This is a genomic window from Roseobacter phycocola (assembly GCF_042055075.2).
Classification (GTDB): domain Bacteria; phylum Pseudomonadota; class Alphaproteobacteria; order Rhodobacterales; family Rhodobacteraceae; genus Roseobacter.
The window spans coordinates 3,898,939-3,922,168 of sequence record NZ_CP194010.1 but is presented as its reverse complement, the minus strand read 5'-3'; the positions used below and the strand labels follow the sequence as shown (position 1 = coordinate 3,922,168).

The window sequence follows — 23,230 nt, the reverse complement described above, 5'->3', positions numbered from 1 at the left end:
CGTGCCTCACCGCACAGCCCTCCGCTTCTTCTGGCCAGAAATATCCCCCCCGGAGGGCCGGCCTGCCACAAACACCCCGTCAGTCATCAATATGCCCTGCGCGCAACCCTTCACGCACCCGATGCGCCACTTCCAGAAACGCCGGCGTGTCGCGGATATCCAGCGGCCGTTCTTTCGGCAGCGGGCTCTCAATCACATCCGTGATCCGCCCCGGACGCGGGCTCATCACCACGATCTTCGTGCTCAGATAGACCGCCTCCGGGATCGAATGGGTCACAAAGGCAATGGTCTTTTCGGTGCGCGCCCACAGATGCAGCAACTGCTCATTCAGATGATCCCGCACGATCTCATCCAGCGCACCAAAGGGCTCATCCATCAGCAGAATATCCGCATCAAAGGCCAGCGCGCGAGCGATCGACGCCCGCTGCTGCATACCGCCCGACAGCTGCCAGGGGAACTTCTTCTCAAAACCGGAGAGCTCGACCAGATCCAGAACCCGCGCCACCCGCGCATCCATATCCGCACGGTCATACCCCATGATCTCCAGCGGCAGCCGGATGTTCCCGCCAATGGTCCGCCACGGGTAGAGCCCCGCGGCCTGAAACACATAGCCATAGGCCCGCGCCATACGCGCCTCTTCGGGCGAGACACCATTGACGGTGATCGCCCCGCCCGTGGGGTGCTCCAGATCCGCCATACAGCGCAGAAAGGTCGTCTTCCCACAGCCCGACGGCCCGATGAAACTGACAAACTCGCCCTTGCCAATCTCCAGACTGACGTCTTTCAGCGCATGCACCGGCCCGTCATTGGTCCGAAACGTCAGATCCAGATGACTAGCACTGATTACACTGGTCATAACGTCTTCCCACCTGATGACAGCTTCGGCTCCCGACGCATGGCACCCGCAGCTGTGGGTATTCCCTTGTCGCGCCGTATGCCGTCGGACGGCCTTTCAAAGATCACAATGTACCCGGTCGATATTGTCCACAATCCCAACGTGACGATGAGCAACAGCAGCCGCAGGATCCACACAATCAGGTTCCGGCTTTCAGGCACAATTTCGGCCACATTCCAACCTTCGGCATTGTGAACCGAAACAACCTTTTCCAGTCGTCCGAACTCGCTGCCTGCAACAGCACCGATTATGCCACCGGTAAAGCTTACCCGCGCCAGACGGTTTTCTTTGGTGAGCTCCATTTCTGCCCTCAGATCCCCGCCGGGATGTTCAGCGGATCGCGATGGATCATCTTCGGCGCATTCAGCTCTTTCCACTTGCTCAGCGCCTTCGACGCCGACGAGAACGCCGGCCGCGGAATGAACCGCCCGCGCCCCGGGTTGGGCTGCGAATTCTGCCCCCAGGCCCAGATCACTTCGCCGCGGTTCAGCGTGTACCGGCTCTGAGCCTTCACCTCGAACCCTTCAAAGACGTTGTAATCCAGCACCGAATGGTGGTTCGCAGGGCTGATCGTCTTGGTAATCTTCGGATCCCATACCACGATATCCGCATCCGCGCCTTCCACCAGCGCACCCTTGCGCGGATAGATGTTCAGGATCTTCGCCACATTGGTCGAGGTCGCCGCAACGAACTCATTGGGGGTCAGCCGCCCGGTCTCGACCCCTTCGGTCCAAAGCACCGCCAGACGCTCCTCCAGCCCGTTGGACCCGTTGGGAATAATCCGGAAATCGTCGCGGCCTGCACGTTTCTGCTCGGTGTTAAAAGCCGCATGATCCGTTGCCACCACCTGCAGCGATCCCGCCTGCAACCCGGCCCACAGACTGTCCTGATGGTCCTTGCTGCGGAACGGCGGCGACATCACGCGGCGGGCGGCATGGTCCCAGTCCTTGTTGAAATACTCGCTTTCATCCAGCGTCAGGAACTGAATGAGCGGCTCACCATAAACCCGCATCCCCTTCTGACGCGCGCGCCGGATCGCCTCATGCGCCTGCTCGCAGGACACATGCACAATATAAAGCGGCGTGCCCGCGGCATCGGCGATCGTGATGGCCCTGTTGGCCGCCTCACCTTCAACCTCCGGCGGACGCGAATAGGCATGGCCCTCCGGTCCGGTGATCCCCTCGTTGAAATACTTCTCCTGCAGGGCCGCAACCAGATCACCGTTCTCCGCATGCACCATCGGCAGCGCACCCAGCTCCGCACAGCGCTGGAAAGAGGCGAACATCTCATCATCCTCCACCATCAGCGCGCCTTTGTAGGCCATGAAATGCTTGAAGGAATTCACGCCCATATCCACGGCGTCCTTCATCTCTTCAAAGACATTCTCATTCCAGCCGGTGATCGCCATGTGATAGCCGACATCGGAACAGATCTGCGGTGCCGACTTGCGGTGCCACTCGTTGATCGCGTTCCTGATCGACCCGTCAGCCCCAGGCAGACAGAAATCCACAACCATCGTCGTGCCGCCCGCAGCCGCAGCCCAGGTACCACTCTCAAAGGTCTCCGCCGCCGTGGTCCCCATGAACGGCATCTCCAGATGCGTATGCGGGTCAATCCCGCCCGGGATCACATAGGCGCCTTCCGCGTCAATATACTCATCACCCGACAGATTCTCGCCGATCTGTGCGATGGTCTCGCCCTCGATCAGAACATCCGCTTCCCACGTCCGGTCCGCCGTGCAGACCAGCCCGCCTTTGATCACCTTGCTCATCACATCTCTCCCATCTCAGCGGCCAGTTTCTTCTGGCCTGTAAATATCCCGGGTGAGGCCGGAGGCCGAGGGCAGAACCCTGCTCAGACCGACGAAAAACACCCCACCGCAGACCCGTGCACACCAATATCAAGCGGCCCGAAATCACTTTCGACAACCAGCGCAAAATACCCCGCCACCGGCAGATAGACGACACGGTAATCGCCGTCCCCACGCGTGACCGACCAGCATTTCTGCGTCAGACCACCGGAAAAGTTCACCGTAACCTCTTTCGGTGGCCGCAGCACACGGCGCATTTCGCCGGCAACCCTTTGCAGCACCACATCGCTGCTTGCTTCAGCCTCCGCCAGCTCCGCCATAATCAGCGCCGTGATCCGCTCAGCCACCGACAGGCCGGCGTCAATCACCCGGCGATCTCCGCCGTTTCCACCACAGCATGCATCAGAACATCCGCCCCCGCCATAGCCCATTCCTTCGAAATCTCTTCCGCCTCATTGTGGCTCAGACCATCAACACAGGGGCACATGACCATCGCCGTGGGGGCCACGCGGTTTATCCAGCAGGCATCATGCCCCGCGCCCGAAATCAGGTTCATGTGACTGTACCCCAGCCGCTCGGCGGCATTGCGCACTGCCGTCACACAGCCCTCGTCAAAGGCCACGGGGTCAAATCCGCCGACCTTCTCAAAAGCAACCTCCAGCCCCATCTCATCACAGATTTTCTGCGCTTCGACCCGCAGCCGCGCTTCCATATCCTCGATCACGCTCAGTTCCGGGGAGCGGAAGTCGACGGTAAAGACCACCTTCCCCGGGATCACATTGCGCGAGTTCGGGTAGACATCGATATGACCTGCCGCGCCCACCGCATAAGGTTTGTGCGACCAGGCGATCTCGTCCACCTTGTCCAGGATCCGCGCCATACCGAGCCCTGCGTTCCTGCGCATCGGCATCGGAGTCGAGCCGGTGTGGCTGTCCTTGCCCGTGACCGTCACCTGCGTCCAGGACAGCCCCTGACCGTGGGTGACAACACCAATGTCCTTACCCTCGGCCTCCAGGATCGGTCCCTGTTCGATGTGCAGCTCAAAGAAGGCGTGCATCTTCCGCGCGCCCACCTCTTCCTCTCCGCGCCAGCCGATGCGTTTCAGCTCATCCCCGAACGTCTTGCCCTCTGCGTCCTCGCGCGCGTAAGCCCAGTCCTGCGTGTGGATGCCCGCAAACACGCCTGACGACAGCATCGCGGGCGCATACCGCGTGCCTTCTTCGTTGGTGAAATTCGTCACCACAATCGGATGCTTCGTGCGGATGTTCAGGTCATTCAGCGTGCGGATGATCTCCAGCCCGCCCAGAACGCCGAGGATGCCGTCATATTTGCCCCCAGTGGGCTGTGTATCCAGATGGCTGCCCACATAAACAGGCAGCGCGTCGGGGTCAGCGCCCTCGCGCATTGCAAACATATTGCCCATCTGATCAAGCCCCATGGTACAGCCCGCCGCCTCGCACCAGCGCTGGAACAGCGCGCGGCCCTCACCATCCTCGTCCGTCAGTGTCTGGCGGTTATTACCACCGGCCACGCCCGGGCCGATCTCCGCCATGTCCATCAGGCTGTCCCAGAGCCTGTCGGGGTTGATCTTGAGGTTCTGACCTGGCGCCTGCATGGCTGGATCCTTCCTGAGGGTTGTTCTGGCCGGCAACAAATTTTACCATTTGGTAAAGGCACGATTGCGGCTGGGATGGATCAAGTCAAGACTTCCTTTCGGCCAGCGATGCTGTGATGCTGAAGACAGCGGGCCCGCTGCACTTTTTTGCGGCGTCCCCGGACAGGGAGGACGCATTGGGCGGGACCACAGAAAAAAAGACAAGCCGCATTCAGATGCGCAACAGACGCCGTATTCTGGATGCAGCACTCGATGTATTTTCGCAGCACGGCTATCGCGGCGCGACGCTGGATCAGATCGCCGAGAGCGCGGGGTTAAGCAAGCCGAACATTCTTTACTATTTCGAGGGTAAGGAAGAGATCCATATCACCCTGCTGAACCAGTTAATGGAAACATGGCTTGATCCTTTGGTAACTCTTGACCCTGCCGGTGATCCGCTTGACGAAATCCTGAACTACGTACACCGCAAGCTCGATATGGCGCATGAATTCCCCCGCGAAAGCCGCCTCTTTGCCGGTGAGATCCTGCAGGGGGCCCCCCGCATGGCACCTCATCTGCAGGCCGGTCTGCAGCCCCTTTTCGACGAAAAATGCGCTGTTATCGGGGCCTGGATGGACGAGGGCCACCTGACCCGTGTTGACCCGAGGCACCTGATTTTTTCGATCTGGGCCACGACGCAGCACTACGCGGATTTTGCAGCTCAGGTGCAGGTGCTGTTGCGCGACGACCCGGCATCGCAGTCCGGCGCACAGGAATACCTCACCGCGCTGTTTACCAGACTGCTCAAACCCTGACGGATATTAACCAAAAACTCACATGACCGGCGTTCATTAACTTCTCCGTAATGTTTACTCCGCTTTAATGATTTGCGGTGGAGGCATCGAGTAAATGCGATGATCGGAGTATGAAATGACAGCAGTTTCACTGATTAATCCCTATGCGCCGCAGCCCGCACCGGGGCCTGGCCCGGAGGGTGCAGGTGCGCTCGCATCGGCACAGCCCGTGTCGCAGTCCGGTGCCGGGCGTGAGGCCGGCACATCTTCGGACCAGGCCGGATATGGTGCCGGCAACAGCAGCGGTACGGGGGGTGCTTATCTGGAATCCCTGCTGGCGCGCCAGCGGGATGAAAACCAGACGTCAGACGCCACACCGGAATCGGTTGTGGAGGCGCAGACCAGCACGGATGCAGCGGCCGAGTTCCTCGAACGCCAGGCCCGCCAGCAGACAGAGGCACGCGCCGCTGAGGAGGCCCGCGCGGCCGACCGTGCAGCAGCACGCGCCGCCGAGGCAAAGGAAGAGGCGGCAGCAGCTGCCGAGCCGGAGTACGTCATGCCGAACCCGCTGCCGACCGCGCCCATTCTGGAACGCGACGAGCCCTGATCCCCCGTTTACTCGGCTGCGTTCGCCGCCGGGTTATTCGGATGTGTCGTCCAGTTGGCATAGTCTTCCTGAACCGTCTGTCCTGTTCTGGGGTCGACGGCGCCGGGCGTCATCGCCTCCATGGTGATACAGTCTTCAACCGGGCAGACATTGACGCAGAGATTACATGCCACGCATTCCTCGTCGATGACGCTGAACGTGCGGTCGTCTGACATGGCAATCGCCTGGTGCGAGGTATCCTCGCAGGCAGCAAAACAGCGGCCACAGGAAATGCACAGATCCTGATTGATCTTCGCCTTGGCGATGTAATTCAGGTTGAGGTACTGCCAGTCGGTCACGTTCGGCACCGCGCGCCCGACAAGATCACCAATCGATGCCATACCTTTGCTGTCGAGGTATTCGCTCAGGCCGGAAATCATCTCTTCGACGATTTTGAACCCATAGGTCATCGCCGCCGTGCAGACCTGCACGTTGCCCGCGCCCAGCGTCATGAACTCTGCCGCGTCGCGCCAGGTCGTGACCCCGCCAATGCCCGAAATCGGCAGCCCCTGCAGGCCCGGATCCCGCGCAATTTCCGACACCATGGACATGGCAATCGGTTTCACCGCAGGACCGCAATAGCCGCCATGCGATCCCTTGCCGTCAATCGACGGCTCCGGCGACATCGTGTCCAGGTTCACTGAGGTGATCGAGTTGATCGTGTTGATCAGGCTGACCGCATCGGCACCGCCGGCTTTGGCCGCCGCCGCCGGTTTGCGGATGTCCGTGATGTTCGGCGTCAGTTTCACGATCACCGGCTTTGAATAGTACTGCTTGCACCAGCGGGTGACCATTTCGATGTACTCAGGCACCTGACCCACAGCGGCCCCCATGCCCCGTTCGCTCATCCCGTGCGGGCAGCCGAAGTTCAGCTCGATCCCGTCGGCGCCGGTCTCTTCGACCAGCGGCAGGATCGCCTTCCAGGCCCCTTCCTCGCAGGGCACCATCAGCGATACGATGATCGCGCGGTCCGGGTAATCCGCCTTGACCCGTTTGATCTCCTCCAGGTTGGTATAGAGATCCCGGTCGGTGATCAGTTCGATGTTGTTGAGCCCCAGCAGCCGCCGGTCTGCCCCGTAAACCGCGCCATAGCGCGGGCCGTTCACGTTGACCACGGGCGGGCCTTCGGAGCCCAGTGTTTTCCAGACAACGCCACCCCATCCGGCCTCAAAGGCCCGGCGCACGTTGTATTCCTTGTCCGTTGGTGGCGCGGATGCCAGCCAGAACGGGTTGGGGGATTTGATCCCGATAAAATCGCTTGTCAGATCAGCCATGTTCTTCCTCCGTCAGCCGGGCGCTCAGGCCATCAGTTTTGCATGAATATCCATCGCGGCATCGCGGCCCTCGGCCACCGCCGTCACGGTAAGGTCGTCGCCACCGGCGGCGCAATCGCCCCCGGCCCAGACACCATCCATCGACGTCCTTCCCTGCGCGTCGACGCCGATCTTGCGACCATCGAGGTCAGGCAGCCCATCCCCCTGCAAGGTCTGTCCGATCGCGCGGAACACCTGGTCTGCAGCGAGGCGCAGCGTTTCGCCCGTGGGCGCCATGGCATCGTCGACGTAATCGAATTCGATCTCCCGCACGGCACCATTGCCGTGGATGGCTTTTGGCACCGCATGGGTGACGATCCGCACACCCTTACTGGCGGCCAGATCCTGTTCAAAAACGCTGGCGTTCATCCGGTCGCGGCCACGACGATAGACCAGCGTCACATTCAGTGCGCCCAGCAGCTTCGCCTGCACCGCTGCATCCACAGCCGTCATACCGCCGCCGATCACAACCACATCCCGGCCCACCGGAACGTCCGCCACATCAGAGGCCTGCCGCAGATCCGCGATAAAATCCACCGCATCCAGCACGCCGTCTTTGCCATCGCCATCCAGACCCAGCGCGTTAACGCCCCCAAGCCCCATGCCAAGGAACACTGCATCATAATCCGCACGCAGCTGATCAAGCGCTATATCCTTGCCCAGCGCCTGCCCGGTGCGGATTTCGATCCCGCCGATCTGCAGCAGCCAGTCCACCTCGGCCTGTGCGAACCCGTCCACCGTTTTATAGGTTGCGATCCCGTATTCATTCAGGCCGCCCGCACGCGGGCGCGCATCGAAGACGACCACGTCATGACCATGCATCGCCAGCCGGTGCGCACAGGACAGACCTGCTGGCCCCGCTCCCACCACGGCCACTGTTTTACCAGTGACCGCAGCACGGGAGAAAGGATGCACCCCCTGGCCCTGCAGGTGGTCGGTTGCATATCGCTGTAGCTGCCCGATCAGCACCGGCTTGCCCTCGGCCGCCTCACGCACACAGGCCTCTTCGCAGAGCTGTTCCGTGGGACAGACACGTGCGCACATGCCGCCCATGATGTTCTGGCTGAGAATGGTTTTCGCCGCAGCATCCGGCGTGCCGGTGGCAATCTGGCGGATAAAGAGCGGAATATCGATGTCCGTCGGGCAGGCCGTGATGCAGGGCGCATCATGGCAGAAATAGCACCGGTCCGCGGCGACCAGCGCCTCGTGCGGATCAAGGGACGGATGCAAATCCGAAAACCCGGTGTCATAATCCGCGGCATCAAGTCGACCGGCGACGATACCTGGCGTGAAAGCGTTCTGTGGCATAAACGATCCCTGCTGAGCTGTCTTTGGAAAACGCTCTCACGGATTCATTTTTTTATCAACTGGTAAAAATATTTTAAGGCCGGCTTGCCTGAAAGATGACTGTTTTTCAGGCAATGCCCGGTGCGCGGGAAATCGCCTGGCGCCTTCTGAATGAGGCAGTTACATTAATTTCACTTGATTTTATTGCCTCAGACGCAGATATGGGGATCGCGACGAGAAAAATTTTCGACCACTGCTCCCTACGGCTCAGTTCTTCGATCTTATTCTACCGGGCCACGCTGCCGCATTCCGCGGGCAGGCACATTAAGGGAGACACGGAACATGGCTACTGGCACCGTGAAATGGTTTAATTCTACAAAAGGCTACGGCTTCATCGCACCCGATGGTGGTGGCAAAGACGTATTCGTTCATATCTCTGCTGTTGAACGCGCTGGCCTGACCGGTCTGGCGGACAACCAGAAAGTGACATTCGACGTCGAAGCAGGCCGTGACGGCCGCGAAAGCGCCGGAAACCTCGCACTGGCCTGAACCGCCTCTGCATGAACACGACAGGACGGGCGCCGCATGCGCCCGTTTTTTTATGCGCCGCCTCCACTAGCTTTTTCGGAAAGCTCCATCACGGCGGGCCCCATCGCGTCCACGATACGCGCCACCCCTTCGGCGTTGGGATGAATACCGTCGGGCTGCATGAACTGCTGCACTGAGGCGGGATCACCGCCCTCCACGGACAGACCTTCGAAAAATGCAGGGAAATACAGCGTACCGCGCGCGGCGGCCAGGTCCGGATAGATCGCGTCAAACGCCTTTTTGTAGGCGGGGCCGAAGTTCCCCGGGGCCTGCATCCCCACCAGCAGCACCGGCACGCCCGCATCATCCGCCGCCGCCAGGATACCATCCAGATTGGCGCGGCTGACCGCCGGATCGACGCCGCGCAACAGATCATTGCCCCCAAGGGCCACGATCATTCCATCCACTTCCGGCGTAAGTGTCCAGGCCGCGCGGGACAGACCACCCGCTGTTGTATCGCCCGAAACGCCCGCGTTGATCAGGCGGACCTCGGCCCCCTGCGCGTCGATCCAGCGTTGCAGCTGGGGCACGAAACCATCCGCCTCAGCCAATCCATACCCTTGTGTCAGGCTGTCACCCAGCGCAGCAATCACGACCTCTTCGGCCTGCGCACTGCCCGCGCAGAGCGCTGCAATCAGAACCAGTATCTTGCGCATCTTGATCCAGTCTCCATATGCCACACGTATACCGCCCAGAGGTAGCGAATGAATGGCTGATCCGATTTTCTCTCTTAAAGATGCGGCTTTGTCGCTGGATGGCAATGCAGGGCGCGTTGATATCCTGCACGGCATCTCCCTGACCGTTCAAAAGGGCGAGAGCGTCGGGCTCGTCGGGCCATCGGGTTCGGGCAAATCCTCGCTGCTGATGCTCATGGGCGGGCTGGAGCGCGCCACCGGCGGCAGCGTCGAAGCGCTTGGTCACGATCTGACCAACATGTCCGAAGACGCCCTGGCGCGGTTCAGGCGCAGCCACATGGGGGTGGTCTTCCAGTCGTTTCACCTGATCCCGACGATGACCGCTCTGGAGAATGTCGCAACCCCGCTGGAGCTTGCGGGGGACCGCGATGCCTTTGACAAGGCCGCCGCTGAACTGGAGCACGTGGGCCTCGGCCACCGGGCTGACCATTACCCGGGCCAGATGTCCGGCGGCGAGCAGCAGCGCGTGGCACTGGCGCGGGCAGCAGCCCCCCGGCCGGCGATCCTGCTGGCGGATGAACCGACGGGCAATCTGGATGGCGCCAACGGGACCGCAATCATCGACATGCTCTTCGGGCTGCGCGACCGGCATGGCGCGACCATTGTGCTGGTGACCCATGCCCGTGATCTTGCCGAACGCTGCGACCGGGTGATCCGTCTCGCGGATGGCCGGATCGCGCAGATGAATCAGGCAGCCGAATGAGCCTTACGCAGGCAACCAGATTTGCGCGCCGGGAGCTGCGCGGCGGCCTGAAAGGGTTCCGCATCCTGCTGGCCTGTCTGGCGCTTGGCGTTGCTGCCATCGCTGCTGTGGGCACTGTCCGCGCCAGCATCGAAGCGGGCCTCGCACGTGAGGGTGCGGCGTTGCTGGGGGGTGATGCCGAGCTTGATTTCACCTACCGTTTCGCCAGCGATGCTGAACGCGCCTGGATGGCAGAAGTTGCCACAGCGGTATCCGAAATCGCGGATTTCCGCTCGATGGCCGTAGTCGGCGAGGAACGGGGCCTCACGCAGATCAAGGCGGTGGATGACGCATATCCGCTGGTGGGCAGCGTGGAACTGTCACCGGATATCCCCCTTGATCAGGCGATCGGGCTGCAGAACAATCTGCCCGGTGCTGTGATGGAGCGGGTGCTGGCCGACCGCCTGGGTCTGGAAACCGGTGATACCTTTGCACTTGGGACGCAGGATTTTGTACTCACCGCGCTGCTTGAACGCGAACCCGACAGTGCGGCGGGCGGTTTCGCCCTCGGCCCCCGCACCATTGTCCGCACAGAAAGCCTCGCCAACTCCGCTCTGCTGACACCGGGCACGCTCTTTTCCACAAAATACCGGATGACCCTGCCGCCAGGTGCCAGTCTGGAAGCCCTTGAAGCCGACGCGCGCGCACAATTCGAAGACAGCGGAATGCGCTGGACCGATGCCCGCAATGGCGCGCCGGGCGTATCCGAATTCGTGGACAGGCTGGGGGCTTTTCTGATCCTCGTCGGGCTGTCCGGCCTCGCCGTGGGTGGTGTCGGCGTCAGTTCGGCTGTGCGGGCCTATCTTGCGGGCAAAACGACAGTCATTGCGACGCTGCGGACGCTGGGGGCGGAACGGCGTCTGATTTTCATGACCTATTTCATCCAGATCGGTGTCCTGTCGCTGCTGGGTGTGCTGATCGGCGTAGCACTTGGGGCGCTGGCTCCGCTCATTCTTGCCCCCCTGATCGAGGCGCGGCTGCCAATCCCTGCCGCCTTTGCCATCTACCCGGGGCCGCTTGCCGAGGCCGCAGTCTATGGGCTGCTGACGGCATTCCTGTTCACCCTGTGGCCTCTCGCCCGGACAGATGACGTCCGCGCGGCGACACTTTTCCGTGACGCTCTGGCCGGGGGCAGACTGTTGCCCGCGCCACGCTATCTGGCAGTCACCGCTCTTGCGCTGGCAGCACTGCTTGGCTGCGCGGGGGTTTTTTCCGGCACCTGGTGGCTGACACTCTGGACCGCAGGCGGGATCGCCGGCGCACTGGTGCTGCTGGTGGGTGCCGCGGTTCTCATCCGCATTATATCGCGCCGCTGCAGCCGGTTCAGCCGCGGCCGCCCCGTGCTCCGCTGGGCGCTCGCTGCGATCAGCAGCCCGCGCGAGGGTGCAACCCCGGTGGTGCTGTCACTGGGCCTGGGCCTGTCAGTCCTGGCCGCCGTCGGACAAATCGACGGCAACCTGCGCAACGCCATCACCGGCAACCTGCCGGACGTCGCACCCAGCTATTTCTTTGTCGACATCCAGAAGGACCAGATGAACGGCTACACTCAGCGCCTGGCGGACGACCCGGCCGTGGCGCGCGTGCAATCCGCACCGATGCTGCGCGGGATCATCACAAAGATCAACGACCGGCCCGCTTCCGAAGTTGCAGGCGATCACTGGGTGCTGCAGGGCGACCGTGGCGTGACCTACTCAGGCCCCAAGCCAGAGGGCACAAGCCTGACGGCAGGCACCTGGTGGGACGCGGACTACACCGGTCCACCCCTGATCAGTTTTGCCGCCGAGGAAGCTGCCGAGATGGGGCTGAACATCGGCGATACGCTGACGGTGAATATTCTGGGGCGCGACATAACCGGCACAATTGCCAGCTTCCGCGAGGTGGATTTCTCGACCGCCGGCATCGGTTTTATCCTGGCCATGAACCCATCTGCGCTGGCCGGCGCACCGCACAGCTTCATCTCGACCGTTTACGCCGAGGAAGAGGCCGAAGCCCGAATTCTCAGAGACCTTGCCTCCGCCTACCCCAACATCACCGCGATCCGCGTACGTGACGCCATCGACCGCGTGGCGGATGTTCTGTCCGGTCTCGCAGCGGCCACGTCTTATGGTGCAGCAGCCACCCTGCTGACAGGTTTTCTGGTGCTGATCGGCGCGGCCGCTGCGGGCACCCGGGCGCGTATCTTCGAGGCCGCCGTCCTGCGTACCCTGGGCGCAGACCGGCGCCGCATTCTGAGCAGCTTCGCACTGCGTTCCACAATCCTGGGCCTGGCCGCCGGCCTGGTGGCACTCGCCGCAGGAATTGCAGGTGGCTGGGCTGTCAGCCACTTTATCCTCGATACGGACTATTCGGTCATCTGGTCCTCGGCCCTGATGATCGTCGCCGGTGGCATTCTGTCCACTCTGGTTGCGGGCATGGCCTTTGCCTATGGGCCTTTGCGGGCACGACCGGCACAGGTTCTGCGCGCCAGAGAGTAAGTCTTAGTGCCTCCGGCGGGGATATTTGACGCCAGAAGAAACACTTCATTAACCACAAACCCCTACCCTGAAAGGGCGGTACAGGCGGGGACGCCGATGACCGTGCCAGGAGAAGCGCCGCTTTTCTGACGGGGTTGCGTGTAAAAGGCGCGCCCCGTTTCTTCTGGCGGAAATATCCCGGGGGAGACCCGTAGGGTCGGGGGCAGCGCCCCCTATTCCGCAGCTTCCGCGTATTCCTCCATTGGCGGGCATGTGCACACCAGGTGCCTGTCGCCATAGACGTTGTCCACACGGTTCACAGGCGGCCAGTATTTGTCCACACGGAAAGCACCCGGCGGGAAACACCCCTGATCACGCGAATAGGGGCGATCCCAGTCGCTCACGAGGTCCTCAACGGTATGCGGCGCGTTCCTGAGCGGATTGTTGACTGCATCTATCCGGCCTGCCTCGATCTCGGCAATCTCGGCACGGATCGCAAGCATCGCATCGCAGAACCGGTCCAGTTCTGCACGCGTCTCACTTTCTGTCGGCTCCACCATCAGCGTGCCGGCAACAGGCCAGCTCATCGTCGGCGCATGAAACCCGCAGTCGATCAGGCGCTTGGCGATATCTTCCACCGTCACGCCCGCGCTCTGCTCAAAAGGCCGCACATCGATGATGCATTCATGGGCCACACGACCGGTGGGGCCCTTGTAGAGCACATCAAACGCCCCTTCGAGGCGCTTTGCAATGTAGTTGGCGTTCAGAATGGCCACCCGTGTGGCCTGTGTCAGTCCCTCGCCCCCCATCATCAGGCAATAGGCCCAGCTGATGGGCAACAGTGAGGGCGATCCATAGGGTGCGGCCGACACCGGTCCTTCTGTGCCACCCGTCTCATCATGTCCCGGCAGATGCGGCACCAGATGTTCCTTCACCCCGATCGGACCCATGCCGGGCCCGCCACCGCCATGCGGAATACAGAAGGTCTTGTGCAGGTTCAGGTGGCTCACATCACCGCCCAGATCTCCAGGCCGGGACAACCCCACCATCGCGTTCATATTGGCCCCGTCGATATAGACCTGACCGCCGTGCTCATGGGTGATCCGCGTGACATCCGTGACCGTCTCTTCGAAAACGCCGTGGGTGGACGGATAGGTGATCATACACCCTGCAAGGTTTTCGCTGTGCATTTCTGCCTTTTCGCGGAAATCCTCCAGATCAATATCGCCGTTTTCCGCAGATTTCACCGGCACCACTTTCCAGCCCACCATCTGCGCGGAGGCAGGATTGGTGCCATGCGCGCTCATCGGAATAAGGCAGATGTTACGGTGTCCCTGCCCGTTGCTGCGGTGATACGCGGCAATGGTCAGCAGCCCGGCGTATTCGCCCTGCGCCCCCGAATTGGGCTGCATGGAAATCGCGTCGTATCCGGTGATATCACAGAGCTTGGCGCTCAGATCCGCGATCAGCTCCGCATAGCCCTCGGCCTGATCCGCCGGTGCAAAAGGGTGCAGCAGCGAAAACTCGCGCCAGCTGACAGGCATCATTTCAGCCGCTGAGTTCAGCTTCATCGTGCAGGACCCCAGCGGGATCATCGCCCGGTCGAGCGCCAGATCCCTGTCCGCTAGCCGTCGCATATAACGCATCATCTCGGTCTCAGCGCGGTTCATATGGAAAATCGGATGGGTCAGGTAATCCGACGTGCGCAGCATCTCTTCGGGGAAACGATAATCGGGCCGGAACTCACAGTCCTTTTTCACGATCCCGAACGCGCGCCAGACCGCCTCAATTGTGTCCGGACGGCACCGCTCGTGCATGCTGATGCCTACGCGGGTTTCGCCCACACGCCGCAGATTGATCCTCTCATCCACTGCGGATTTCATGACTGCTGCCTGCAGCGGTCCGACATCCACCGTGATCGTGTCGAAAAATGCCTGCGGATCGACCCGGAACCCGGCCTCCTCCAACCCCCGCGCCAGCCGCACCGTCTTGCGATGAATGCGCTGCGCGATGGCCTTCAGCCCGTCGGGTCCGTGGAACACCGCGTACATCGACGCCATCACCGCCAGCAGCGCCTGCGCCGTACAGACGTTCGAAGTGGCCTTTTCGCGGCGGATGTGCTGCTCGCGCGTCTGCAGCGACAGGCGGTACGCCCGGTGCCCGTGGCTGTCCACCGACACCCCCACAATGCGGCCCGGCATCGCCCGTTTGATCGCATCCCGGCACGCCATATAGGCGGCATGCGGCCCGCCATAACCCTCCGGCACGCCAAACCGCTGGGTCGACCCTACCGCGATATCAGCACCCATTGCGCCGGGCTCTTTCAGCAGCGTGAGCGCCAGCGGGTCGGCCGACACAATCCCGATCGCCTTATGTTCGTGAAGGGCTGCCATAAGGTCAGTGAAATCATGCACATGCCCATAGGTGCCAGGGTACTGGAAGATCGCGCCGAACACCTCAGACGCATCCATTTTGGCCGGGTTACCAACAATCACCTCAATGCCCAGCGGGGCCGCCCGCGTCTTCATCACGGCAATGTTCTGCGGATGGCAGTCACGGTCGACGAAAAACGCCTTTGCCTTCGATTTCGCCGTGCGCATTGCCATGGTCATTGCCTCGGCACAGGCCGTGGCCTCATCCAGCAAGGAGGCATTGGCAATATCCAGCCCGGTCAGATCGGTTATCATCGTCTGGAAATTCAGCAGCGCCTCAAGACGACCCTGACTGATCTCGGGCTGATAAGGCGTATAGGCGGTGTACCAGGCGGGGTTCTCCAGAATGTTGCGCTGGATCGCCGGCGGCGTGACCGTGCCGTGATACCCCTGACCGATCAGCGATGTCAGCACCCGGTTTTTGCCCGCAGTGCGCCGCATATGCTCCAGCACTTCACGCTCTGACTTGGGCTTGCCAAAATCCAGCGGTTCCTTCTGACGGATCGCGGCCGGCACAGTGTCATCAATCAGCGCCTCCAGACTGTCAGCACCCACAGTCTCCAGCATGCCGGCCATCTCATCAGGCGACGGCCCGATATGGCGCCGGTTGGCAAAATCATAGGGAAGGTATTCTGTCGGCTTATACACCATGGCTCACAATCCTCTCGCGCACGTCCGTTTCTTCTGGCCTGAAATATCCCCGCCGGAGGCTCCACGACGGGCGAAACAGCCTATTCGATGAATTTTTTGTAGGCCGCCTCATCCATGAAATCGTCCATCTGCGACGGGTCGCTTACTTTCATTTTGAAAAACCAGGCCTCGCCCTGCGGATCCTCGTTCACCTTGCCCGGGTTGTCCGTCAGCGCCTCGTTCACTTCGGTGATCTCGCCGTCCACCGGTGCCAGAATATCACTCGCCGCCTTGACGGATTCGATCACCACAACCTCGTCGTCCTTGCTCACGGTGGTGCCTTCCTCGGGCAGCTCCACAAACACAACGTCGCCCAGCTGTTCAGCCGCGTGGATCGTGATCCCCACCACCATCTCATCACCTTCTGCGCGCAGCCACTCGTGCTCTTCTGTGAATTTCATATCGTCTTCTCCTGTCGGTTATCTTTTGAAATTTGCCGCCACAAAAGGCAGATCAGCGGTCTGAACGGGCAGCCGTTTGCCCCGCACCTCTCCCCAGAGACCGGTGCCTGGGGCCGCAAGATCGCTGCGGACATACCCCATCGCAACAGGGCCACCCACGGTCGGGCCGAACCCCCCCGACGTGATCCGGCCAACAACCTGTCCGCCCTCTGCCGCATCAAATATCTCTACGCCGTCACGCATAGGCGCCCGGCCCTCGGGGCGCAGTCCGACGCGGGACATGTCCGTGCCCGCGCCCAGCCGCGCCAGCACCATATTGGCGCCGGGAAAGCCACCGGCGCGCGCACCACCTGCGCGGCGTGCTTTCTGGATGGCCCAGCGCAGCCCCGCTGAAACCGGGTCCGTCTGGCTGTCAATGTCATTGCCATAAAGACACAGGCCCGCCTCCAGACGCAGACTGTCCCGGGCACCCAGCCCGATCGGCATCACGCCTTCCTGATCCAGCAACAGCCGCACCAGCGCCTCTGCCTCACCGGCCGCAACTGAAATCTCGAACCCGTCCTCGCCGGTGTAACCTGACCGCGAGGCCCAGACGGAAAGTCCGCCCAGCAACAGATCCGCCACATCCATGAACCGCATGTCTGAAGCTGGCGCATCAAGGCCCGCCATCACAGCACCGGCCCCCGGCCCCTGCAGCGCCACCAGCGCCCGGTCCTCCAGCACTTCCAGCGTGATGTCCCCGCCGAGGCTCTCCCGCATATGGGCAATGTCGGCATCCTTGCAGGCGGCGTTGACCACCACATAGAGGTCGTCGCCACGCCGCGCGAACATCAGATCATCGCGGATGCCACCTGCGTCATTGGTGAAAAATCCATACCGCTGGCGACCGTCACCCAGACTCAGCACATCCATCGGCACCAGCGTCTCAAAGGCAAGTGCCACCGCCTCCCAGGACGGCCCGGACAGAATGACCTGCCCCATGTGGCTCACATCAAAAAGCCCCGCCTGCGTCCGGGTATGCTGATGCTCACCCATCACGCCCATCGGATACTGCACCGGCATCTCATATCCGGCAAAAGGCACCATCTTTGCGCCAAGTTCGACATGCAGCGCATGGAGCGGTGTTCTGGCCAGTTCGCCCATCAGGCGTCTCCCCGTTTCCGGCCGGTCAGGTTTTTGAAACACACCGGCATTCCCGGCACAGCCCGCTGCTGTGCGCTGAATGCCCCCTCTGTCACACGGCCTGAGATCGTTATCCCTTCGGCGGGTGCCTGGCGCACCACTCTCCAGAGTTTTGTATCCACACGGTCCCTTTGGCCTGAGAGTTTCCGGGGCGGTTGCTCCTTCGGCACCGGGTCGGACCCGGTTCTCCCATGCAGATGTCGCCAACGTATGCCGGTGTATACGCTGCGGTCAAGCGCTCTTGTGATCACGACTTCTAAATGGTTCAGTGCGCCCGACCCGGGAAGAGAGAGACCAATGAGCGACCCCTATTTCTTTGGCTACGGCAGCCTCGTGAACACGAAAACACACAGCTACCCCAATGCGGTTCCCGCGCGGCTGAACGGCTGGCGCCGGGCCTGGGTGGCCACGCCGCGATTCGGTGTTGTGCTGCTCACAGGGGTGCCCGCACCGGGTCACAGCATCGACGGGCTGATCGCTGCGGTCCCCGGTTCGGACTGGGCGGCACTCGACGCCCGCGAGGCCGGCTATAACCGCCTGGGCGGCGGTCACAGCATTGACCATGAGCACCATGCCGATCCGGAAATCGCGGTCTATGCAGTTGAGAAAGAAAACATACTGCAGAGCGACAACCACATGATTTTGCTCAGCTATCTGGATGTGGTCGTACAGGGGTTCGACGAAGTTTACGGCGAAGAGGGCGTGGCCCGTTTCTTTGCCACTACAGACAACTGGCACACACCCATTGTGAATGACCGCGCCTCGCCCGTCTATCCGCGTGCGCAGGTTCTGACAGACCGGCAGACAGCGCTGGTGGACGATCACCTCGGCGCGCTATCGGCGCAGGTGAAGCAGCGACATGAGACGACCCTGTCTTCCGAATTCTGACCGCTGTCTGCTGGCAGCCGCAACGTCGGCCTGATCCACACGCATCAGCCGTGCCGCCATGACCCAGGCCAGCACGCCAAAGATCACACCCGCCAGCGCCTGGCCGATCAGCACACCCGCAGCGCCCATGCTGGCCGATCCCAGCCACACCAGTGGCACCATCCCCACCGTATTGCGCCCCCAGTTCAGGAAGGTCGACCAGAAGGGGTGACCGAGGTTGTTAAAGCCTGCGTTGGCGACAAACAGAACGCCGTTGAAAAAGAACAGCAGCGACAGCGGCCCGCAGAACAGATAGACAAGGTCGCGCGTGATGCCCGTGGCTGAAAAGAGGTCGGCAATCGGCGCGCGCAGCATGAAAAGCAGCGCGGATACTCCTACAACCACGATGGCCGTGAACTGAACCGCCGCGCGGAACCCGGCCCGCACACGCTCAAAATCCCTTGCGCCAAAATTCTGGCCCAGGATCGGCCCAACGGCCCCTGACAATGCAAAGATCACTGCAAAGGCCAGCATGCTGAGCCGCCCCGTGATCGCCATACCCGCAACCGCTGCCTCGCTGTAAACAGCCATGGCGCGGGTCACGATCGCCTGCCCCACGGGTGTTGCCAGCTGGGTAAGAATGGCCGGCACACCGATGGCTGCAAAAGGCACCATATCGCGCAGCAGCGGGCCCGGACGCGGCACGCCGATCCCGCCATAATGGCGCATCACCGGCACCATCGCTGCCCATGCCATGACCACGCGGGATGCGACAGAGGCCAGCGCCGCACCGGTCAGATCAAGCCCGAAACCGAAAATCAGGATGGGGTCCAGCACCGCATTTGCGACGCCGCCCCAGATCGTTGCCATCATCGAGCGGCGCGCATCCCCATGCGCCCGCAGGATTGTGCCCGCCATGATCCCGATGACCAGCAGTGGCAGGCTGGGCACAATGATCTGCAGATAACCCACCGCCAGGTCCGCAATCTCGCCCTCTGCCCCCAGCAGGTTCACCAGAGACTCCAGCCGCAGCCAGATCGGCACCGCAAACAGTACGCTCAGTGCGGTGCCCGCCACCAGCGTGTTGGTGCGCCGCTGCTCGGCCAGGGCTGCATCCCCCTGCCCCAGCGCCCGCGCCACCAGAGCGCCTGCGGCAATCGACAGACCGATACCAAAGGAGGTGGTGAAAAAGAGGATCGTGGCCGCATAACCCACCGCCGCCGCCAGCTCCGCCTTGCCCAGCATGGCGATGAAAACCATGTCGATGAAATCGACCGCGAAAATGGCTAGCAGCCCCAGCGAGGCTGTCAGCGACATCACCGTCACATGCCCGAAAAGGTTGCCGGTCAGAAATTTTGCCTGTGTATCCGCCATGCCGCAGCCTCAGCGCAGCGGCACCTCCGGGTCAACCCCGTGCTTTGACAACCTGCAGCAACGGCATCAGCGTGGACATGTCAGGACCATGCGCCTGACCGGTCAGCGCCTTGCGCAGCGGCATGAAGAGCCCGCGCCCTTTACGGCCGGTGGCCTCTTTCACGGCAGATGTCCAGGCCCCCCAGGTGTCACCGTCAAACGGCCCCTCGGGCAGCAGCGCCATCGCCTCTGTCACGAAATCCGCATCTTCGGCATCGATCACCGGGGCCGCGCCGTCGCGCATCATGCCCCACCAGTCCGCCAGATCACTGAGCGTGGTAATGTTTTCGCGCGTCACGGCCCAGAACTGCTCCGCCATGTCATCGGGCACGCCTGCGTCACGCACCGCACCGGCCACATCTGCCAGCGGCAGGCCGCCCAGATACCGCGCGGTCAGCGGGAAGAGGTCGTTCACGTCGAATTTCGTCGGCGCAGAGCCAAAGCGCCCAATGTCAAAGCCATCGATCAGACCGGACATTTCGGTCTGCAGCTCGACCGGGTCACTGGAACCCAGCCGCGCCATCAGGCTCAGCAGGGCCGCAGGCTGCACCCCCTGGTCGCGCAGATCGCGCAGTGCCAGCGTGCCCAGCCGTTTGCTCAGCGCCTCGCCCTGCGGCCCCGTCAGCAGCGAGTGGTGCGCAAAGGCCGGCACCGACCCACCGAGGGCCTCAATGATCTGGATTTGGGTCGCGGTATTGGTCACGTGATCCGAGCCGCGCACCACATTCGTCACACCCATTTCCGTGTCATCCACAACGCTGGCCAGCGTATAAAGGATCTGACCGTCGCCGCGGATCAGGACAGGATCAGACACAGATGCGGCATCAATCGAGATGTCGCCCAGGATACCGTCGTTCCATTCGATACGTTCCTGATCCAGTTTGAACCGCCAGACACCGTCGCCACGTTCTGCGCGCAGCGCGTCTTTCTCCGCATCAGACAGCGCCAGGGCCGCCCGGTCATAGACCGGTGGTTTTCCCATGTTCAGCTGCTTCTTGCGCTTGAGGTCCAGCTCGGTCGGTGTCTCAAACGCCTCGTAAAAACGGCCCATACCGCGCAGCTGATCCGCAGCCGCATGGTAGCGGTCCAGCCGTTCCGACTGGCGCTCTGTACGGTCCCAGTGCAGGCCAAGCCATTCCAGATCGCGTTTGATCCCGTCGACGTATTCCTCTTTCGAGCGCTCCGGATCGGTATCGTCAATCCGAAGGATAAACGTGCCGCCCGCCTTGCGCGCAATAAGGTAGTTCATCAGGGCCGTGCGCAGGTTGCCGATGTGGATATAGCCGGTGGGCGAAGGGGCAAAACGGGTAGTTGTCATGGTGGTCTCCTGTTGGCGCGGTGTTGTCACAGGGGGGCCGGTTTGTCCAGCGCATGCGCCGGTGCCGGCAACCACCCGCGCGCGCAATTGTGATGCGGTGGCACCAATGGTGAACTGGTCCGGCCGCATCAGCGCGCTACTTTGGCGTGTGAATGCAAAACAGGGAGAGTCTTCATGACCCAGTCACCGAAATTTTCACGGCGCGCAGCGCTGGCAGGCGCCGCCGCCCTGCCGCTGGCCGCTGCCACCGCCGGGGCCGCGCGCGCCGCCGCCCCGATCATGGGCGCCAGCATGGCTCCATTCCAGCGCCTGAAAGTTGGCTCGTTTGATGTAACGACACTGCTGGCCGGGTCCCGCGCCGTCGAAGGGCCCCAGAACATCTTTGGCATGAACGTCGATGCCGACACGTTCAACGCGGTTTCCGCTGAAAACAACCTGCCGGTTGACGCTGCTCAGTTTTTCTTCACCCCGACGGTCGTGAACAACGGATCGGAACTGGTACTCTTTGACACCGGTCTTTCGGGTGCCGGCACCACTGCCGCGCTCGAAGCGGCCGGATATACCGCGGATCAGGTCGATGTGGTGGTCATAACCCACATGCACGGCGACCACATCGGCGGCATGACGCTCGAAGACAGCAGCCTGACCTACCCGAACGCGCGCTACGTGACGGGCCGCGCGGAATATGACGCCTGGGCCAAACAGGACAACGACAACTTCAAAGCCAAGATCCAGCCCTTTGCCGAACAGTTCTCCTTTATCGAGGACGGTGCATCCGTGGGCGCGGGTCTGACCTCGGTCGCAGCTTTCGGTCACACACCCGGGCATATGAACTTCATGGTCGAGGACGGTGGCACACAGCTGTTCCTCGGGGCCGATTTCGCGAACCACTATGTCTGGTCGCTGGGCTATCCCGACTGGGAGGTCAAGTTCGATATGGACAAGGCCGCCGCAGCCGCCACGCGTCGCCGTCTGCTGGGCATGCTGGCCGCCGACAAGATCGCCTTTGTGGGCTATCACATGCCCTGGCCGGGCGTAGGCTATGTGGAAACCCGCGACGACGGTTTCCGCTATGTGCCGCACAGCTACCAGCTGATGCTCTGATCCCTCGCGGCGTGCCCCCCGGGGTGCGCCGTTCGGGCACCTGTCCCGCCCGGCAGTCCACTGTCGGGCCGCGCCGCCCCGGTCTCAATGGCCGGGGCGGCGCGCGTTTGCTCCCAGGGCTGCCGTCCAGCCGCTCAGAGCCGTCCGGCTTCTTCCAGCTGCTCCCAGCCAAAACGGACATACTCCGTGCGGAATGAATGGCCGCCCTCGAAAAGGCAGAATTTCATCACGTCACCCGCATCATTGGCATCCCCGTCACAGACCAGCCCGCCATAGCGTTCATCCTCCGACACCGGCTCAAACCCGCCAAACCCGCGGTACATCTCCAGCGCCTCGGCCACTTCGCCCTGCTTGGTCTGCAGAATTTTCCGGCCCATCAGCGGCACGGTCTTATCCGCATCGCCATGGATATGAATGATGCTCGCCACCGGCGCGCTGCAGGTTTCCGGCGGCTCCAGCCAGAAGGTGCCGGAGATCGGCACGAACCCCGCAAACCGGTCGCTCATGGAACAGGCCAGGTTCCAGGTCATCATGCCGCCCGCGCTGAACCCGGTGGCGACAACCCGGTCCGCATCAATGGCAAACCGCGTGGCCGCGTCATCCAGAACGGCGCCGAAATAGGCGAATTCCTCTGCGCCATCGCTGTCCATATGGCGCGGCGCATTCGGGATGACCCAGTCCTGATCGCCGGATTTCACCGCAATCAGTGCGGCCCCAAGGCCGGATACCATCCGGCGCAGCGATCCGTTGCGCATCACACCGGCGGCCGATCCGCGATAACCGTGCGAAAAGACGATGGCAGGCACCGGGCTGGTACCGTCATGCCCCTCGGGCATGGCGATACGGTAATGACGGTCGCCGATCATGCAGTCGGTATCAGGCCCGCAGGCATGTGCGGTGCCAGCCGCCAGGATCAGGGCTGCGGTGGTCATCAGGTGTCGGATCATATGCGCCTCCGGTGGGTGTCTGCGCATAACCTGGTGCGTCACCGCCCCCGCGCCAACTC

The 23,230-nt window shown here is 62.2% G+C and carries 21 protein-coding genes and 1 riboswitch; of the genes, 7 read left to right on the top strand and 14 right to left on the bottom strand.

Annotated features, from left to right (window positions below):
• Positions 1–79: 79 nt before the first annotated feature.
• From AB4K19_RS19325 to AB4K19_RS19305, 5 genes are all read right to left on the bottom strand, one after another.
• A complete protein-coding gene (locus AB4K19_RS19325) occupies positions 80–856 on the bottom strand; it encodes an ABC transporter ATP-binding protein (RefSeq protein WP_375229861.1) in 777 nt (258 codons plus the stop codon).
• Positions 853–1,197, bottom strand: coding sequence for a hypothetical protein (locus AB4K19_RS19320; protein ID WP_375229860.1), 345 nt, complete (start codon positions 1,195–1,197; stop codon positions 853–855). Before AB4K19_RS19320 ends, AB4K19_RS19325 begins: the two co-directional genes overlap by 4 nt.
• An 8-nt stretch (positions 1,198–1,205) precedes the next feature.
• The gene (gene hydA, locus AB4K19_RS19315; protein ID WP_375229859.1) at positions 1,206–2,666 is read right to left on the bottom strand and encodes a dihydropyrimidinase; all 1,461 of its coding nucleotides are present in this window, start codon (positions 2,664–2,666) and stop codon (positions 1,206–1,208) included.
• An 83-nt stretch (positions 2,667–2,749) separates the two neighbouring features.
• Positions 2,750–3,073, bottom strand: coding sequence for a hypothetical protein (locus tag AB4K19_RS19310; RefSeq protein WP_375229858.1), 324 nt, complete (start codon positions 3,071–3,073; stop codon positions 2,750–2,752).
• Positions 3,070–4,320, bottom strand: a complete 1,251-nt coding sequence (locus tag AB4K19_RS19305) for a Zn-dependent hydrolase (protein ID WP_375229857.1) — start codon at positions 4,318–4,320, stop codon at positions 3,070–3,072. The genes AB4K19_RS19310 and AB4K19_RS19305 overlap by 4 nt, the downstream gene beginning before the upstream one ends.
• 215 nt (positions 4,321–4,535) lie before the next feature.
• Here AB4K19_RS19305 and AB4K19_RS19300 point away from each other — a divergent pair, with 215 nt between their 5' ends.
• Positions 4,536–5,114: a TetR family transcriptional regulator C-terminal domain-containing protein gene (locus AB4K19_RS19300; RefSeq protein ID WP_436398582.1), complete on the top strand. Its 579-nt coding sequence runs from the start codon at positions 4,536–4,538 to the stop codon at positions 5,112–5,114.
• A gap of 115 nt (positions 5,115–5,229) precedes the next feature.
• Positions 5,230–5,700: a hypothetical protein gene (locus AB4K19_RS19295; protein WP_375229856.1), complete on the top strand. Its 471-nt coding sequence runs from the start codon at positions 5,230–5,232 to the stop codon at positions 5,698–5,700.
• 8 nt (positions 5,701–5,708) lie between these two features.
• On the opposite strand, the gene preA is transcribed toward AB4K19_RS19295, so the two are convergent.
• Together preA and AB4K19_RS19285 are read right to left on the bottom strand one after the other, a co-directional pair.
• Entirely contained in the window at positions 5,709–7,013 is a 1,305-nt protein-coding gene (gene preA, locus AB4K19_RS19290; protein WP_375229855.1) for an NAD-dependent dihydropyrimidine dehydrogenase subunit PreA, read from the bottom strand.
• 24 nt (positions 7,014–7,037) lie between these two features.
• Positions 7,038–8,360 carry an NAD(P)-dependent oxidoreductase gene (locus AB4K19_RS19285; RefSeq protein ID WP_375229854.1) on the bottom strand — a complete coding sequence of 441 codons (1,323 nt, stop codon included), beginning with the start codon at positions 8,358–8,360 and terminating at the stop codon, positions 7,038–7,040.
• Between the two features lie 321 nt (positions 8,361–8,681).
• On the opposite strand from AB4K19_RS19285, the gene AB4K19_RS19280 reads away from it, so the two are divergent.
• Positions 8,682–8,888 (top strand): cold-shock protein, encoded by a 207-nt coding sequence (locus tag AB4K19_RS19280; protein WP_375229853.1) that lies wholly within the window; start codon positions 8,682–8,684, stop codon positions 8,886–8,888.
• A 50-nt stretch (positions 8,889–8,938) separates the two neighbouring features.
• Here the strand turns inward: AB4K19_RS19280 and AB4K19_RS19275 are convergent, their stop codons facing one another.
• Positions 8,939–9,583, bottom strand: coding sequence for an arylesterase (locus AB4K19_RS19275; RefSeq protein ID WP_375229852.1), 645 nt, complete (start codon positions 9,581–9,583; stop codon positions 8,939–8,941).
• 52 nt (positions 9,584–9,635) lie between these two features.
• On the opposite strand from AB4K19_RS19275, the gene AB4K19_RS19270 reads away from it, so the two are divergent.
• A complete protein-coding gene (locus AB4K19_RS19270) occupies positions 9,636–10,325 on the top strand; it encodes an ABC transporter ATP-binding protein (protein ID WP_436398579.1) in 690 nt (229 codons plus the stop codon).
• Complete coding sequence (locus AB4K19_RS19265) at positions 10,322–12,838, top strand: ABC transporter permease (protein ID WP_436398578.1); 2,517 nt, start codon at positions 10,322–10,324, stop codon at positions 12,836–12,838. Before AB4K19_RS19270 ends, AB4K19_RS19265 begins: the two co-directional genes overlap by 4 nt.
• A 212-nt stretch (positions 12,839–13,050) precedes the next feature.
• Here AB4K19_RS19265 and gcvP read toward each other — a convergent pair whose 3' ends face one another.
• From gcvP to gcvT, 3 genes are all read right to left on the bottom strand, one after another.
• Positions 13,051–15,900: an aminomethyl-transferring glycine dehydrogenase gene (gcvP, locus tag AB4K19_RS19260; RefSeq protein ID WP_375229850.1), complete on the bottom strand. Its 2,850-nt coding sequence runs from the start codon at positions 15,898–15,900 to the stop codon at positions 13,051–13,053.
• Positions 15,901–15,980: 80 nt separating this feature from the next.
• On the bottom strand, positions 15,981–16,340 hold the full coding sequence (gene gcvH / locus AB4K19_RS19255) for a glycine cleavage system protein GcvH (protein WP_375229849.1): 360 nt from the start codon (positions 16,338–16,340) through the stop codon (positions 15,981–15,983).
• Positions 16,341–16,358: 18 nt separating this feature from the next.
• Positions 16,359–17,483, bottom strand: a complete 1,125-nt coding sequence (gene gcvT, locus AB4K19_RS19250) for a glycine cleavage system aminomethyltransferase GcvT (RefSeq protein ID WP_436398576.1) — start codon at positions 17,481–17,483, stop codon at positions 16,359–16,361.
• Between the two features lie 152 nt (positions 17,484–17,635).
• A riboswitch (glycine riboswitch) is annotated at positions 17,636–17,724 on the bottom strand.
• A 95-nt stretch (positions 17,725–17,819) separates the two neighbouring features.
• On the opposite strand from gcvT, the gene AB4K19_RS19245 reads away from it, so the two are divergent.
• Positions 17,820–18,410: a gamma-glutamylcyclotransferase family protein gene (locus AB4K19_RS19245; protein ID WP_375229848.1), complete on the top strand. Its 591-nt coding sequence runs from the start codon at positions 17,820–17,822 to the stop codon at positions 18,408–18,410.
• Here the strand turns inward: AB4K19_RS19245 and AB4K19_RS19240 are convergent.
• A complete protein-coding gene (locus tag AB4K19_RS19240; RefSeq protein WP_375229847.1) occupies positions 18,357–19,763 on the bottom strand; it encodes an MATE family efflux transporter in 1,407 nt (468 codons plus the stop codon). The two genes, AB4K19_RS19245 and AB4K19_RS19240, sit on opposite strands and share 54 nt — an antisense overlap.
• 31 nt (positions 19,764–19,794) lie before the next feature.
• Positions 19,795–21,120, bottom strand: coding sequence for a glutamate--tRNA ligase (gltX, locus tag AB4K19_RS19235; RefSeq protein WP_436398574.1), 1,326 nt, complete (start codon positions 21,118–21,120; stop codon positions 19,795–19,797).
• A 174-nt stretch (positions 21,121–21,294) separates the two neighbouring features.
• On the opposite strand from gltX, the gene AB4K19_RS19230 reads away from it, so the two are divergent.
• Positions 21,295–22,224 (top strand): MBL fold metallo-hydrolase, encoded by a 930-nt coding sequence (locus tag AB4K19_RS19230; RefSeq protein ID WP_375229846.1) that lies wholly within the window; start codon positions 21,295–21,297, stop codon positions 22,222–22,224.
• Between the two features lie 134 nt (positions 22,225–22,358).
• Here the strand turns inward: AB4K19_RS19230 and AB4K19_RS19225 are convergent, their stop codons facing one another.
• Positions 22,359–23,171, bottom strand: coding sequence for an alpha/beta hydrolase family esterase (locus AB4K19_RS19225; protein ID WP_375229845.1), 813 nt, complete (start codon positions 23,169–23,171; stop codon positions 22,359–22,361).
• Positions 23,172–23,230: the final 59 nt, after the last annotated feature.

Bases quoted from the DNA above. Each gene is read 5' to 3' on its own strand.
- AB4K19_RS19300 (WP_436398582.1), top strand. From the start codon at position 4,536: ATGCGCAACAGACGCCGTATTCTGGATGCAGCACTCGATGTATTTTCG.
- AB4K19_RS19240 (WP_375229847.1), bottom strand. From the start codon at position 19,763: ATGGCGGATACACAGGCAAAATTTCTGACCGGCAACCTTTTCGGGCAT.
- AB4K19_RS19280 (WP_375229853.1), top strand. From the start codon at position 8,682: ATGGCTACTGGCACCGTGAAATGGTTTAATTCTACAAAAGGCTACGGC.
- AB4K19_RS19320 (WP_375229860.1), bottom strand. From the start codon at position 1,197: ATGGAGCTCACCAAAGAAAACCGTCTGGCGCGGGTAAGCTTTACCGGT.
- gltX (WP_436398574.1), bottom strand. From the start codon at position 21,120: ATGACAACTACCCGTTTTGCCCCTTCGCCCACCGGCTATATCCACATC.
- gcvP (WP_375229850.1), bottom strand. From the start codon at position 15,900: ATGGTGTATAAGCCGACAGAATACCTTCCCTATGATTTTGCCAACCGG.
- AB4K19_RS19275 (WP_375229852.1), bottom strand. From the start codon at position 9,583: ATGCGCAAGATACTGGTTCTGATTGCAGCGCTCTGCGCGGGCAGTGCG.
- AB4K19_RS19295 (WP_375229856.1), top strand. From the start codon at position 5,230: ATGACAGCAGTTTCACTGATTAATCCCTATGCGCCGCAGCCCGCACCG.
- AB4K19_RS19325 (WP_375229861.1), bottom strand. From the start codon at position 856: ATGACCAGTGTAATCAGTGCTAGTCATCTGGATCTGACGTTTCGGACC.
- AB4K19_RS19225 (WP_375229845.1), bottom strand. From the start codon at position 23,171: ATGATCCGACACCTGATGACCACCGCAGCCCTGATCCTGGCGGCTGGC.
- AB4K19_RS19245 (WP_375229848.1), top strand. From the start codon at position 17,820: ATGAGCGACCCCTATTTCTTTGGCTACGGCAGCCTCGTGAACACGAAA.
- AB4K19_RS19230 (WP_375229846.1), top strand. From the start codon at position 21,295: ATGACCCAGTCACCGAAATTTTCACGGCGCGCAGCGCTGGCAGGCGCC.
- preA (WP_375229855.1), bottom strand. From the start codon at position 7,013: ATGGCTGATCTGACAAGCGATTTTATCGGGATCAAATCCCCCAACCCG.
- hydA (WP_375229859.1), bottom strand. From the start codon at position 2,666: ATGAGCAAGGTGATCAAAGGCGGGCTGGTCTGCACGGCGGACCGGACG.
- AB4K19_RS19285 (WP_375229854.1), bottom strand. From the start codon at position 8,360: ATGCCACAGAACGCTTTCACGCCAGGTATCGTCGCCGGTCGACTTGAT.
- AB4K19_RS19270 (WP_436398579.1), top strand. From the start codon at position 9,636: ATGGCTGATCCGATTTTCTCTCTTAAAGATGCGGCTTTGTCGCTGGAT.
- gcvH (WP_375229849.1), bottom strand. From the start codon at position 16,340: ATGAAATTCACAGAAGAGCACGAGTGGCTGCGCGCAGAAGGTGATGAG.
- AB4K19_RS19265 (WP_436398578.1), top strand. From the start codon at position 10,322: ATGAGCCTTACGCAGGCAACCAGATTTGCGCGCCGGGAGCTGCGCGGC.
- AB4K19_RS19305 (WP_375229857.1), bottom strand. From the start codon at position 4,320: ATGCAGGCGCCAGGTCAGAACCTCAAGATCAACCCCGACAGGCTCTGG.
- gcvT (WP_436398576.1), bottom strand. From the start codon at position 17,483: ATGGGCGAACTGGCCAGAACACCGCTCCATGCGCTGCATGTCGAACTT.